This window comes from Oceanibaculum nanhaiense, from assembly GCF_002148795.1.
Taxonomy (GTDB): Bacteria; Pseudomonadota; Alphaproteobacteria; order Oceanibaculales; family Oceanibaculaceae; genus Oceanibaculum; species Oceanibaculum nanhaiense.
This window is the reverse complement of sequence record NZ_MPOB01000004.1, coordinates 217,075-230,488: the sequence shown is the minus strand read 5'-3', so window position 1 is coordinate 230,488 and position 13,414 is coordinate 217,075. Positions and strand designations below refer to the sequence as shown.

At 64.5% G+C, this 13,414-nt stretch carries 15 protein-coding genes; 6 read left to right on the top strand and 9 right to left on the bottom strand.

Annotated elements, in window-relative coordinates:
* Positions 1-19: 19 nt before the first annotated feature.
* The 8 genes from BKM74_RS08590 to phnC all read right to left on the bottom strand — a co-directional run bounded on the left by BKM74_RS08590 (position 20) and on the right by phnC (position 8,002).
* Positions 20-1,114, bottom strand: a complete 1,095-nt coding sequence (locus tag BKM74_RS08590; RefSeq protein ID WP_086465288.1) for an ABC transporter ATP-binding protein — start codon at positions 1,112-1,114, stop codon at positions 20-22.
* A gap of 10 nt (positions 1,115-1,124) precedes the next feature.
* Positions 1,125-1,940 (bottom strand): ABC transporter permease, encoded by an 816-nt coding sequence (locus tag BKM74_RS08585; RefSeq protein ID WP_086465287.1) that lies wholly within the window; start codon positions 1,938-1,940, stop codon positions 1,125-1,127.
* Positions 1,937-2,860 (bottom strand): ABC transporter permease, encoded by a 924-nt coding sequence (locus BKM74_RS08580; RefSeq protein WP_245825875.1) that lies wholly within the window; start codon positions 2,858-2,860, stop codon positions 1,937-1,939. The genes BKM74_RS08585 and BKM74_RS08580 overlap by 4 nt, the downstream gene beginning before the upstream one ends.
* Positions 2,861-3,019: 159 nt before the next feature.
* Positions 3,020-3,772, bottom strand: a complete 753-nt coding sequence (locus BKM74_RS08575; RefSeq protein WP_086465286.1) for a TetR family transcriptional regulator C-terminal domain-containing protein — start codon at positions 3,770-3,772, stop codon at positions 3,020-3,022.
* A 141-nt stretch (positions 3,773-3,913) separates the two neighbouring features.
* Positions 3,914-4,999 (bottom strand): ABC transporter substrate-binding protein, encoded by a 1,086-nt coding sequence (locus tag BKM74_RS08570; protein WP_176342460.1) that lies wholly within the window; start codon positions 4,997-4,999, stop codon positions 3,914-3,916.
* A 166-nt stretch (positions 5,000-5,165) separates the two neighbouring features.
* The gene (gene phnE / locus BKM74_RS08565) at positions 5,166-5,969 is read right to left on the bottom strand and encodes a phosphonate ABC transporter, permease protein PhnE (protein WP_099045573.1); all 804 of its coding nucleotides are present in this window, start codon (positions 5,967-5,969) and stop codon (positions 5,166-5,168) included.
* Between the two features lie 124 nt (positions 5,970-6,093).
* A complete protein-coding gene (phnD, locus tag BKM74_RS08560) occupies positions 6,094-7,077 on the bottom strand; it encodes a phosphonate ABC transporter substrate-binding protein (protein WP_086465284.1) in 984 nt (327 codons plus the stop codon).
* Positions 7,078-7,156: 79 nt separating this feature from the next.
* Positions 7,157-8,002: a phosphonate ABC transporter ATP-binding protein gene (gene phnC / locus BKM74_RS08555; protein ID WP_086465508.1), complete on the bottom strand. Its 846-nt coding sequence runs from the start codon at positions 8,000-8,002 to the stop codon at positions 7,157-7,159.
* Positions 8,003-8,235: 233 nt separating this feature from the next.
* Between phnC and mscL the strand changes: the two genes are divergently transcribed.
* Complete coding sequence (gene mscL / locus BKM74_RS08550) at positions 8,236-8,679, top strand: large conductance mechanosensitive channel protein MscL (protein ID WP_086465283.1); 444 nt, start codon at positions 8,236-8,238, stop codon at positions 8,677-8,679.
* Positions 8,680-8,682: 3 nt separating this feature from the next.
* On the opposite strand, the gene phnF is transcribed toward mscL, so the two are convergent.
* Complete coding sequence (gene phnF, locus BKM74_RS08545; protein WP_086465282.1) at positions 8,683-9,420, bottom strand: phosphonate metabolism transcriptional regulator PhnF; 738 nt, start codon at positions 9,418-9,420, stop codon at positions 8,683-8,685.
* A 143-nt stretch (positions 9,421-9,563) separates the two neighbouring features.
* Here phnF and phnG point away from each other — a divergent pair, with 143 nt between their 5' ends.
* From phnG to phnK, 5 genes are read left to right on the top strand one after another with little or no spacing between them, the layout of a single operon-like run.
* Positions 9,564-10,058 (top strand): phosphonate C-P lyase system protein PhnG, encoded by a 495-nt coding sequence (gene phnG, locus BKM74_RS08540; RefSeq protein WP_281251452.1) that lies wholly within the window; start codon positions 9,564-9,566, stop codon positions 10,056-10,058.
* Between the two features lie 2 nt (positions 10,059-10,060).
* On the top strand, positions 10,061-10,660 hold the full coding sequence (phnH, locus tag BKM74_RS08535) for a phosphonate C-P lyase system protein PhnH (RefSeq protein WP_086465280.1): 600 nt from the start codon (positions 10,061-10,063) through the stop codon (positions 10,658-10,660).
* A 3-nt stretch (positions 10,661-10,663) separates the two neighbouring features.
* Positions 10,664-11,773 carry a carbon-phosphorus lyase complex subunit PhnI gene (locus tag BKM74_RS08530; RefSeq protein WP_086465279.1) on the top strand — a complete coding sequence of 370 codons (1,110 nt, stop codon included), beginning with the start codon at positions 10,664-10,666 and terminating at the stop codon, positions 11,771-11,773.
* Between the two features lies 1 nt (position 11,774).
* A complete protein-coding gene (locus tag BKM74_RS08525; RefSeq protein ID WP_086465278.1) occupies positions 11,775-12,644 on the top strand; it encodes an alpha-D-ribose 1-methylphosphonate 5-phosphate C-P-lyase PhnJ in 870 nt (289 codons plus the stop codon).
* Positions 12,641-13,411, top strand: coding sequence for a phosphonate C-P lyase system protein PhnK (phnK, locus tag BKM74_RS08520; protein ID WP_086465277.1), 771 nt, complete (start codon positions 12,641-12,643; stop codon positions 13,409-13,411). The genes BKM74_RS08525 and phnK overlap by 4 nt, the downstream gene beginning before the upstream one ends.
* The last annotated feature ends 3 nt before the right edge of the window (positions 13,412-13,414 follow it).

The following is a 13,414-nucleotide window of genomic DNA, read 5'->3' as shown; positions in this document are numbered from 1 at the left end:
GGGTTTATTTCAATTATTCTTATTCAAGCAACAGCACTATGGCGTCATCCCGCCAGGAGAGCCAGACCGGCGTGCCATCATCCAGATCCTCACGCACCGTGCGCTCGACATTCTGCGCCGAAACCGCGACCGGTGCGGCCATCCCCGGCAGCCGCACATAGAACTGGCTGCGGTCGCCCAGATAGGCGGAAGTGGCCACCTTGCCCTGCACGGCAGGCAGGTTGTCCGCCGGCTTGTCCGTGGTCAGCGCCAGCTTCTCCGGCCGGATCGCGGCGATGGCTCTGCCGTTCACGGCAAAACCCGGCAGCGGCGCGCGGATCATGCCCAGCCCCTCCGCCTCCAGCACCAGCCGGTCGGTCTCCTGTCCGCACGGCGAGGCGGCGAAGAAATTCATGCTGCCGATGAAATCGGCAACCATGCGGCTGTTCGGCGCCTCGTACAGCTCACGCGGGGTCGCCACCTGCATGACCTTGCCCTCGGACATGACGGCGACCCGGCAGGACATGGTCAGCGCCTCCTCCTGATCGTGGGTCACGAACACGAAGGTAATGCCGACCTCGTCCTGGATCTGCCGCAGCTCCAGCTGCATCTTCTCGCGCAGCTTCTTGTCCAGCGCGCCCAGCGGTTCGTCCAGCAACAGTACCTTCGGACGCTTGATGAGGGCACGCGCCAGCGCCACGCGCTGCCGCTGGCCGCCCGACAGCTCGTTGGAAAGCCGCTTGCCATAGCCGGCCAGCTTGATCATCTCCAGCGCCGCATCCACCTTGCGGTCCAGCTCGGCCTTCGGCAGCCGGTCCTTGCGCAGCCCATAGGCGATGTTGTCGCGCACACTGAGGTGCGGAAAGATCGCGTAGTTCTGGAACACCATGTTGGTCGGACGGTGGTTGGGCGGCACTATCGTCATGTCCTGCCCGTCGATCAGGATGCGGCCTTCCGTAGGCGTCTCGAAGCCGGCGATCATGCGCAGCAACGTGGTCTTGCCGCAGCCTGACGCGCCGAGCAGCGAGAAGAACTCGCCGCGACGGATCGGCAGATCGACGCCATCCACCGCCGTGAAGCCGCCGAAGCGCTTGTGGATGCCCTGGATGTCGATGAAGGCGTCGTCTGTGCTCATGGCGGTCCCGTCACAAATCGGGTTGCTTGTCGGGCTGCACGCCGCGCCGCCGCAGCCACTCGGCCAACACGATCAGCAGGGCGGAGCACAGCAGGATCAGCGTGCCCAGCGCCAGCACGCCGGGCAGGCGCTGCGGGAAGCGCAGCTGGCTGAAGATGTAGAGCGGCAGCGTCGGATCGGTACCCGACAGGAAGAAGGCGATGATGAACTCGTCGAAGCTGATGGTGAAGGACAGCAGCAGGCTGGCGACAATGCCCGGAAAGACGATGGGGAATGTCACCCGCCAGAACGTCATCCACGCGCTCTCGCCAAGATCCAGCGAGGCTTCCTCAAGGCTGCGGTCAAACCCCTCGAAGCGCGAGATCAGCACGCCGGTGGCGAAGGGCACGCACAGCAGGATATGACCGACGGCCACGGTCAGCAGCGACAGGCTGAGGCCCAGCCGGTTCACCAGGATCAAGAGCGAGATGCCGAGGATGATCTCCGGAATCACCAGCGGCAGCATGACCAGCCCGAACAGCGGCCGCTGCAGCGGGAAACGGTAGCGCGTCATCGCCTTGGCCGCGAAAATACCCAGCAGCGTACTGGCCACAGCGGTAAAGATCGCGACCTTCAGGCTGGCAGCCAGCGCATCGAACATGCGCGGGCTTTCGGCCAGCTGCGCGTACCATTGCGTGGTGAAACCCTTCAGCGGAAAGGCGACGAAGATCGAATCGTTGAAAGAAAACACCGGCAGCACGAAGACCGGCACATAGAGGAAAGCCAGGTACAGCCCGGCATAGACCATGCGCAGGCGCGTGCCGCCGTCATGCCTTGCGCTGCTCATTTTATCGCCGCCACGCTGCGTTTCGACAGCCAGATCGACAGGCAGGCGATCGCCGTCACCGCCAGCATGGTGCTGATCGCCAGCGCCGATCCCAGCGGCCAGTTATTCGCCTTGCCGAACTGCGCCTGGATGATGTTGGCGATCATCACCCCGCCGGTGCCGCCGACCAGCGTCGGTGTCACATAATCGCCGACCGTCGGGATGAAGATCAGCACCGAGGCGGCGATCACGCCGGGCATGGACAGCGGCAACGTCACCCGGAAGAAGCGCCGGACCGGGCCGTCGCCCAGATCGGTCGCGGCCTCCAGCAGCGTGCGGTCGATCTTCTCCAGCGAGACATAGATCGGCAGGATGGCGAAGGCCGCCCAGGCATGGGCCAGCGTCACGATCACCGAGAACGGGTTGTAGAGCAGGAATTGCAGCGGCTCGGCGATGACGCCCAGCGACATCAGCCCGGAATTGATCACGCCGTTATAGCCGAGGATCACCTTCCAGGAGAACACGCGCAGCAGGTAGCTGGTCCAGAACGGCAGCGTCAGCAGGATCAGCCAGAGCAGCTTGTGGCGCTTCACGTCGAAGGCAACGAAATAGGCGATGGGATAGGCCAGCAGCACGGTGATCAGTGTCACCAGCGCGGAAATGGCGACCGAGCGCAGGAACAGGATGCGGTAGATTTCCCGGCTGAAGACGTCCTGGTAATTCTTCAGCGTGAAGCTGGTGTCCAGCGTGACATAGCTCTGCGACCAGAAACTGTAGGCCACCATCAGCGCCAGCGGCACCGCCATCGCCGCCACCACCACGAACAGGGTTGGCGACAGCAAGGAAAGGCCACGCGCGGCATCGCTGCGCAGCCAGGCGTGACGCGGTTTGCCCGATAATGCTTTTCCCGATATTCCGGCCGCCGCCACACGGTCGCTCACCCGCGCCTTCTCCTTCGCTTCGGTGCCCACATGCCGAATGACGCCCCCCAGGCATCGCACGGGTCCCGGGTGTCTGATGCCCCCGATAACCCTGCTTTCTATCTATTCGGAAAAAGCCGGCCTTCGCAAGCGCGGCAAAGCCGGCCTCGTGACGGTCCGTCAGGCGGCCGAGACGGTATCGCCCTTGGCGTCAAGCGCGCCATCATCGGCGCGGCCGGTAAAATGGCGCGGGAACATGCCCATGAGGAAGGCCAGGCACACCCGTCGCGCACCGTTGCGGTCGAACCGCGTCGGCGTCAGCAGCAAATCGAGCCACAGCCCGTCGGTCAGTGCCATCAGGCCGGTGGCGACATCGCCGGCATCGACAGCATCATAGCCGCCCGCCTCCACCAGCGCGGCGGACAGGCTCTGCACCGTTTCCAGCAATTCCCGGTCCTGACGCTCGCAGACATCGAGATAGGTCGGCCTGGAGCGCGCCTCGCCCCAGAAGGCGTACCAGACAGCGATCTTCTTGCGGTTGCAGACGGTCGGATGGAATTCCGCATCGACGATGGCGCGCAGCCGTGCAGCGGGATCGTCGCCCGCCTTTGCCACCGCCGCCTTCCAGAAGCCGGTATATTCGTCGGCCAGATGAGTCAGGGTCTCGACCAGCAGTGCATCCTTGCTGGTGAAGTGGAAATTCACGATGCCGCGCGATAGGCCGGCCCCTTCGGAGACCTTGGCCAGCGTGGTGTCTGCGAAGCCCGAATGGGCGATGGAATCGATGGTGGCCTCGATCAGCTTCAGCCGGGTCGCCTCCTTCGCGACGGCCCGCTGGGTTCCCGGCTTCTGGGTCCGCCCCGAAGTCTGCGGCGAGGTCAGGGATTTCGGCGGCCGTCCCCGCCGGGCCGTGGAACGCGGCGCTGACACCATTTTCCGTCGAACCTCCGTCCCTAGAGTCTGGCCCTTGATTCTGGCGGTATCATTCGCGTAAAGCCGGGCGAAAATCCAGCCCAAACAAAGAGGGCGGCCCCGGTTTCCGGGAAGCCGCCCCCGATTGCCTGTGCGCGCCGCTCAGCGGCCGGAAAGCGCGCGGATTTCCTGCCACATGGCGACCAGCTTGTCCTTCTCCGGGATCGCCTGCTGGAAGAAGCCGGTCGCCAGGAAGGCATCCACATCCTCCGGCAGTTCGGCTTTCTCGCGCACCGCCGGATCGATCGACTTCATCGCCTTGGTGTTGGCCGGCCCATAGCCCATCTCGGTCACCAGGAAGGCGGTCGCGGCCTCGGAATTGTTGGAATCGATCAGCGCATGCGCCTTCCCGGCATCCTTGGTGTCCTTGTGCATCACGAAACCGCACACGAAGGTCATCATGCCGGTCTTCGGACGCAGGAACTTCACCGGCAGATTCTCCGCCTTCATCTCGGTATAGTGATCGTTCCAGGTGATCGCGGCCACCACCTCGCCCGAGGCCACGGCCTGGGTCAGTGTCGTCGAATCACTGGTCACCAGCCGCAGATTGTCGGCCAGCTTGGCAAGATGATCGCGCAGCTTCTTCTCATTCTCCGGGGTCAGCTTCACATAGGGGTCGATGCCGAGATGAAGGGCGGCCATGGCCACCGTATCGTCCACACCCTCAAGTGCTGCCACGCGGCCCTTGTATTTCGGGTCCCAGAGGATATCCCAGCTCTCCTTCTCGGCATATTCCGGGGCGAGGTCGGTGCGGATCGTCACCGAGGTGTTGCCCCAATATTGCGGCACGAACCAGACCTTGCCGTCCCCGGCGGCCATGCCGGTGATCTTGCGCAAGGGCGGCGCGATGCTCTCCCAGGTGGACAGCTTCTTCGGGTCGATCGGCTGAATCAGCCCGGCGTCGCGCCAGCGCGGCACCTCATAGGTGCAAGGCGCCATCACATCCGGCTTGAAGCCCGCCATCATCTTGGCGAAGGCCTCGTCCTCATCGGCAAACAGCGCGGATTGCGGCTGCTTGCCGTACTTCTTGGCATAGTCCTCGAAGAAGGCCGGCTCGGCCAGATTCTCCCAGGTGAACAGCATCGCCTCGGCGGCCCTTGCCGGCTGCGGCTGACCCGCGGCCAGAAGGAAGGCGCCGGCGACGGCGCCCGAAAACAGCGCCCGGCTGAAAATCTTGGATCGGTGCATGAACATCTCGTCTCCCTGGATCGTGCGGGTTGATCGGCTGTCGTTTCGTCGGACGGCGGTGGCGATCAATTGTTATTTTGCACGATCCTATATCGGGCGCGGTCCGCCGCCAACGGGCATCAGCAGGGGCCGATACACGCTGGCGAGCCAGACAAGGCCGGAGGGATCAGATGAACAGTTTGCGCAGGCGCTGCGAAACCACGTCCAGCAGGCTAACCGAGACGATGATGATGATCATGACGGCGCAGGTCTGGGCAAAGTAGAAACCGCGGATCACCTCCCACAGCACGACGCCGATACCGCCGGCACCTACCATGCCCACCACGGTGGCGGAGCGGACATTCGATTCGAAGCGGTACAGCGCATAGGAAATCCACAGCGGCAGCACCTGCGGGATGACGCCGAACACGATCTCCTGGATGACATTGGCGCCGGTGGCGCGGATGCCCTCAACGGGGCGCGGATCGATGGCCTCCACCGCCTCGGAGAACAGCTTGGCCAGCACACCGGTGGTATGGATGAACAGCGCCATCACGCCAGCGAACGGGCCGAGGCCGACGGCGACGACGAACAGCATGGCGAAGACCATCTCGTTGATCGCGCGCAGCATGTCCATCAGGCGGCGTACCGGCTGGTTCACCCACCAGGGCGCGATATTCTCAGAGGCCAGCAGCGCGAAGGGAATAGCGGTGACGATCGACAGCACCGTGCCCCACAGCGCGATCTGGATCGTGGTCAGCATCTCCTCGACATAATATTCCCACTGGCGGAAATCCGGCGGGAAGAAATCCTTGGCGAAGGTTGCCATGTTGCCGGAATCGCGGATCAGGTCGAGCGGGCGCATCTCGGCACCCTCCCAGGACCAGACCAGCACGGCCAGGAACAGCCCCCATCCGAGATAGCTCAGAAGCGACTTCTTCAGATCGCGGGGTGGCAGTTCGAGCGCGGCGTCGGCGGTCCGGGGCGTCATGGCCATCTCCTTGGTGGAGGCTGCAGGGGCGGGCGCTGTGGGTGAGGAGCGGTGAAAATACGTCATCTTCTAAAAACCAGGGCCGGCGCGGTTTCCCGGCGCCGGCCCCCAGTCTTTACGGACCTTAGTTGGTCTTCATCTTCTTGTTCAGCTCATCGAGCTTGGCGTTGATCTCGGCCAGCTTCTGCTGCTTCTCGGCCGCCGCCATCTTGTCGTCATTCTCAATGCGGGTCTTGGAGCGGAACAGCTCCAGCTGGCGGATCGGGATCAGCTGGTCGTTGCTGCTCTCGCGGAACGGCGCCCAGGCCAGGCCAGCCAGCACCTTCTTCTCCGCCTCGACATTCGCGCCCTTCACGCCGTAATCCATGAAGAAGCCCTTGATCTTGCCCTTCATCTCAGCCGGCAGGTCGGCGCGCCAGACGATCGGATCCGACGGGATCAGCGGGGAGCGCCAGACTTCCTTGATCTGGGCATACTTCTCGGGGAAGTTCTGCTTGATCCGGTCCATGCTCTCGGTGTTGTTGGTCGCGATATCGACCTGCTTGTTGGCGACGGCCAGCGCGTTGGTCTCGTGATTGGCGGTGACCATGCGCTTGAAATGCTGCTTGGCATCGATGCCGTTCAGCGCGAACACATAGTAGCTCGGCACCAGGAAGCCGGAGGTCGAGTTGGGATCGCCATTGCCGAAGGTGTAAGCCTTGCCGTCCTTCACCAGGTCTTCCAGGCTGTTCACCGGCACATCCTTGTGCGCGATGATCATCGAGTAGTAGCCGGCGCTGCCGTCAGCGGCGACGGTCTGCACGAAGATTTCGCCATTGGCGCGATCCACGGCTTCCATGGCCGACTTGTTGCCGTACCAGGCGATATCGACCTTCTTGAAGCGCATGCCCTCAATGATGCCGGCATAGTCCGGCGCGAAATAGGCATTCACCTTCATGCCCAGCTTCTTCTCCATGTCGGAGAGGAAGGGCTGCCAGACGGTCTTAAGATTCTGCGAGGATTCGGTCGAGATGATGCCGAAATTCAGCTCCTTCATCTCGTCCGCCTGCGCACCGGCGGTCAGCGCGGTCATCGCGACTACGGCGCCCGCGAGGATTTTGCGAAGCATTCTATTACCTCCTGATTTCGTCACCGGGATATTCCGGTCTTTCGCGCCCTTCCCCCGAAGGTCACGCAACAGGCCGCGATCAGTGTGCGGCCACCAGCTCCGGGGACGCCGTAACCGGCTCCGGCCGCTGATTCTTGATGAAGTCGCCGAGGATCAGCTCCTCACTTTCGGCGCCATACAGCTCGCGCAGGAATTCCGGCGTCAGCGCCTCGCTCGGCCCGTCATAGATGATCTCGCCGGCCCGCATCGCGACGGTGCGCGGGCAATAGCGCAGCGCGTAATCCACCTGATGCAGCGAGACGACGACAGTGATGCCGTCCTCACGGTTGACGGTCGCCAGGATTTCCATGACGCGGCGCGCCGATTCCGGGTCCAGCGAGGCGATCGGCTCGTCCGCCAGCACGATCTTCGCCTGCTGCACCAGCGCACGGGCGATGGCGGCACGCTGCTGCTGGCCGCCCGACAGGGTGGAGGCGCGCTGCGCCATATGCTGATCCATGCCGACGCGGGACAGTGCCTGCATCGCCAGATGCTTTTCCTCCCTGGTGAACAGGCCGAGCGTGCCGCGCCAGGCCGGAATACGCCCCAGCACGCCGATCACCACATTGGTCATGACCGACAGCCGGTTCACCAGATTGAACTGCTGGAAGATGAAACCGATATGCGCCCGCACCCGGCGCACGTCGCGGGCGACATTGCCACCGGACTGCACCGTATCGCCGAGAATGCGGATCTCGCCCTTGCCGCGCACCGGATCGCCACCGACCAGCCCAGCCATATGGCGCAGCAGCGTGGATTTGCCGGAGCCCGAGGCACCGATCAGCGCCACCATCTCGCCCTTTTGCACCAGCAACGACACATCGTTCAGGGCGCGGGTCGCGCCGAACGTCTTGCTGAGGCCTGAAACCGTTATCGCCGTCGACATCCCAACCTCTTCGGTGGTGCGGATCGGCATTTGGTGTATCAGCCCGCCGTTACGGTTCGGTGACGCTTCCTTTACCGATTTGCAATGCTTTCCCCGGCGCAAAGCGCGCTTTCTCCACGCCGCCCGATAAGTCTATGGAAACCATCAAGCTTTGGATTAGGCTGTGTGCAGCGCCACCGAATCGGCAAGCGCCGGAGAGCCAGCACAAAGATCCGGGACAAGGAGAAACGGGAATGAGCGACGGAAAGAAAAGCGTCCTGACGGAATTCAGGACCTTCGCCATGCGCGGCAATGTGATCGATCTGGCGGTCGGCGTCGTGCTCGGCACCGCCTTCGGCGGCATCGTTTCCTCGTTGGTGAACGATGTCATCATGCCGCCCTTCGGCGTGATGCTGGGCGGGCTGGACTTCTCCAACTACTTCATCACGCTGGGCGAAGGCGATTTCGCCAGCCTGGCCGAGGCGAAGGAAGCCGGCGTGGCGACCCTCGGCTACGGCAAGTTCATCAACACCGTGGTGAACTTCGTCATCATCGCCTTCGCGATCTTCATGGTGGTGCGCCAGATCAACCGCCTGTCCGCCAAGGAGGAGGCGAAGCCGGCAGCACCGCCCCCGCCGCCGCGCCAGGAAGTGCTGCTGGAGGAAATCCGCGACCTGCTGAAGCAGCAGCGCGAATAGCCGCTAGCCCTCCGGCGCGTCGAAGACCAGCTGCACCCGTTCCGACGCAAACCGCACATAGCCGTAGCGCACCGGCACGCCGTCCAGATCGGCATCGACCGCCTCGGCCACCAGCACCGGCCGGTTGCGCGGCTGCGCGAGCATCGCCGCCTCATCCTCGCTTGGCATGCGCGCGGTGATGCGGGTCAGCTTCCGGCGATAATCGCTGACGCCATGGGCGCGCAGCATCTCGGTGACCGAGCCGTTTTCCGCATAGACCGCCGCCGCATTCGGAAACCGGGCCGCCGGGAAATAATTGTTGCCATAGGTTATCGGCCTGCCATCGGCCGCCCCGACCAGGCGCAGCATGATGCAGGGCGTATCAAGCGCAACCCCCAGCTCTTCCGCCACCTCCTCGCTTGCCGGCAGGGTACTGCTGTCGATCAGCGTGCCGCCGGGAATCCGGTTCTGCGCCGATACGATCTCGGAAAACCGGGTGCGCGCGCTCAGCGCATAATCCAGCACATGCTCCTGTACGAAGGAGCCGCGCCCCTGCTCGACACGCACCAGCCCATGGGCTTCCAGCGCCTCCATCGCGCGGCGCAGCGTATGCCGGTTCACCCGGAAGCGCTCGGCCAGCTGCTTTTCCGTCGGCAGGCGGTCGCCGGGCTGAAAACGCCCCTCGGCGATATCCTGGGTGATCGCCTGTTCGATTTGCCGCCACAGCGCGACACCGTCCCGGCGCGATAAATCGTTCTGCATCTCTGCCACCTGTCTTTCGGCCTGTTTCCGTAAACGCCGCGTCACAGGAAATTCACAACTTGCCCCCTTTACGAAACCAGGGCGCGGGAGCATAGTGGTGAAAATTGATACGGATGTCTATACAAATTATTCAGAGGTATAGCGTGACACCTCCACAAGCGGCAGATCACACGACATCGCCTGAGACCACCCAAGCAGCGATTCTGGCCGAACGGCAGCGCTGGATGTCCGTCCTCGCCAAGGCGCCGCCGCTGGCGCTGGAAACGCTCTGGGGCAGCATCGAGACCAAGCCTGACTGGACCTATCTGCGCCAGCCGGAGACCGGCATGGTCATGCTGCGCGGCCGTGCCGGCGGCACCGGCCAGCGCTTCAATCTGGGCGAGATGACGATGACCCGCTGCGCCGTCCGACTGCCCGATGGCCGGGTCGGCCATGGCTATGTCGGCGGGCGCGACAGGGAACATGCGACTCGCGCCGCATTGGTCGACGCGCTGATGCAGGACGCCGCGCAGCGCGACGCCCTGGACGCCGCCATCATCGCGCCGCTGGAGCAGGCCGCGCGGGAGGCACGCGAAACGGCATCGCGCAAGGCGGCGGCCACGAAGGTCGATTTCTTCACCATGGTGCGCGGGGAATGAGTATGACCGACACGCTGCTCGCCGGCTTCAATGACACCACGCTGGACAGCCAGCGCGCTTTCCGCGCGGCGTTGGACGCGCTGTCCCGCCCCGGCCGCGTCATTACGATGCCGGACCTGCTGCCGGACGGCGCGCCCGCCCCGCTGATGCCGGCCACCGCCGCGCTGGCACTGGCGCTGTTCGATTACGAGACGCCGGTCTGGCTGGATGAAACGGCTGATACGCCTGCCGTGCGCGACTGGCTGCGCTTCCATTGCGGCTGCCCGTTGGTGGCGGACAGGGCGCAGGCGCGCTTCGCCCTGCTGGCCGGCGCGCCCGGCACGATGGTCGGATTCGACACCGGCACGGACGCCTATCCCGACCGGTCGGCGACGCTGATCTGGCAGGTGGACAGCCTGTCGGAAGGCAGGGCGTACCGGCTGGCCGGCCCCGGCATCGCGCAGGAGGAAAGTTTGAAAACAGACTCCCTGTATGCCGGTTTCGATTCGGACTGGCAGAAAAACGCCAAGCTGTTCCCGCGCGGACTGGACCTGTTCCTGGTGGCCGGCGACCGGCTCGCCGGGTTGCCGCGCACCGTCACCATCAAGCGCGTGGAGGGCTAAGCCATGTATGTCGCCGTAAAGGGCGGACAGCGCGCCATCGACAATTCCCGGACGCTGCTGGCAGAAGAACGGCGTGGCGACCCCGCCGTGCCGGAAATCACGCTGGCGCAGATCGACGAACAGCTGTCGCTGGCGGTGGACCGCGTGATGGCGGAAGGCGCGCTCTATGACCGGGAGCTGGCTGCACTGGCCGTGAAGCAAGCGCGCGGCGATGTGATCGAGGCGATCTTCCTGCTGCGCGCCTACCGCACCACCCTGCCCCGCCTTGGCTATGCAGAGGCGATCGACACCGCCCGCATGGCGATCCGGCGGCGCATCTCGGCCACCTATAAGGATCTGCCGGGTGGCCAGGTGCTCGGGCCGACCTTCGACTACACGCTGCGCCTGCTGGATTTCGATCTGGCGGAAGACGGCACTGTTCCGGCCAGCGAGCAGGCGACGGAACCGCTCGACGGCTCGATGCCGCGCGTCGCCGACATTCTGGGCCATGACGGGCTGATCGAACCGGAGGACGCAAACGACGCGCAAGAGGTCGGCGACCTGACGCGCGACCCGCTGACCTTCCCGGCCGACCGCGATGTGCGGCTGCAGGCGCTGGCGCGCGGCGACGAGGGCTTCCTGCTGTCGCTTGGTTATTCGACACAGCGCGGCTATGGCAAGAACCACCCCTTCGCCGGCGAGATCCGCATGGGCGAGGTCGCCGTCGAGTTCGTGCCGGAGGAGCTGGGCTTCCCCATCGAGATCGCCGAGATCACCGTCACCGAATGCCAGATGGTGAACCAGTTCCAGGGGTCGGCCACCGAGGCGCCGAAATTCACCCGTGGCTATGGCCTGACCTTCGGCCATTGCGAGCGCAAGGCGATGGCGATGTCGCTGGTGGACCGCTCGCTGCGCGCCGAGGAGCTGGGCGAGTCGGTGAAAGCCCCGGCGCAGGATCAGGAATTCGTGCTGTACCATTCCGATAATGTCGAGGCGTCCGGCTTCACCCAGCATCTGAAGCTGCCGCACTACGTCGATTTCCAGGCCGAGCTGGTGCTGGTGCGCAAGATGCGTGAGGCCGCCGCCAACCAGGCGGAAGCGGCTGACCGCGATATCGAGGAGGCGGCAGACTGAGATGAGCAAGGTCGAAGGTTATAATTTCGCCTATCTCGACGAGCAGACCAAGCGGATGATCCGCCGCTCGGTCCTTAAGGCGGTGGCAATCCCCGGCTACCAGGTGCCGTTCGGCAGCCGCGAAATGCCGCTGCCCTATGGCTGGGGCACCGGCGGCATCCAGGTAACTGCCGCCGTGATCGGACCGGACGATGTTCTGAAGGTCATCGACCAGGGTGCGGACGACACCACCAACGCAGTGAACATCCGCAGCTTCTTCGAGCAGACCACCGGCGTCGCCACCACCGACAAGACGCGCGCGGCGACGCTGATCCAGACCCGCCACCGCATCCCGGAGGCGCCGCTGACCGAGGGCCAGATCATGGTCTATCAGGTGCCGATCCCGGAACCGCTGCGCTGGCTGGAGGCGCGCGAGACCGAGACCCGCAAGATGCACGGGCTGGCCGATTACGGCGTCATGCATGTGAAGCTGTACGAGGACATCGCGCATTACGGCCAGATCTCGACCGCCTACGACTATCCGGTGCGGGTGAATGACCGCTATGTCATGAGCCCCAGCCCGATCCCGAAATTCGACAATCCGAAGCTGGACAATTCGCCGGCGCTGCAGCTGTTCGGGGCCGGCCGCGAGAAGCGCATCTACGCCATTCCGCCCTATACCAAGGTGGAGAGCCTGGATTTCGAGGATCACCCCTTCCAGATCGAGAAATGGGACCGCGCCTGCGCCATCTGCGGAGCCACCGAATCCTATCTCGACGAGATCGTGACCGACGACAAGGGCGGACGCATCTTCGTCTGCTCTGACACGGATTATTGCGGCGAGCGCGTGGCCGCCGGCCATCGCGGTGCGGATGAGGAGCAAGCGGCATGACCCCGCTTCTGCAGGTCAGCGGACTGACCAAGAATTACGGCGCCCATATCGGCTGCCGCGATGTCGGCTTCGAGCTGTTCCCCGGCGAGGTACTGGGCATCGTCGGCGAATCGGGCTCCGGCAAGACCACGCTGCTGCGCTGCCTGTCGGCGCAGCTTGCCCCGACCTCCGGCAGCGTCGCCTATGACATGCGCAGCCAGGGCCTCACCGACATCTGGGGCCTGTCCGAACCGGAGCGCCGCATGCTGACACGCACCGACTGGGGCATCGTGCATCAGAGCGCCCGCGACGGGCTGCGCATGGAGGTCTCGGCCGGGGCCAATATCGGCGAGCGGCTGATGGCGGTAGGCGCCCGCCATTACGGCAATATCCGCACCGAGGCGGAGGACTGGCTGACCCGCGTCGAGATCGAGACCGGGCGTATCGACGATCTGCCGACCACCTTCTCCGGCGGCATGCAGCAGCGGCTTCAGATCGCCCGCAATCTGGTGACGCAGCCGCGTCTCGTCTTCATGGACGAGCCGACCAGCGGCCTCGACGTTTCGGTGCAGGCCCGTCTGCTCGACCTGATCCGCACGCTGGTCAACCGGCTGGGCATTGCCTGCATCATCGTCACCCATGATCTCGGCGTGGTGCGGCTGCTGGCGCACCGGCTGATGGTCATGCGGCGCGGCCAGGTGGTGGAGCACGGCCTCACCGACCAGGTGCTGGACGACCCGCAGCACCCCTACACCCAGCTTCTCGTCTCCTCGATCCTGCCGGTGTGATCC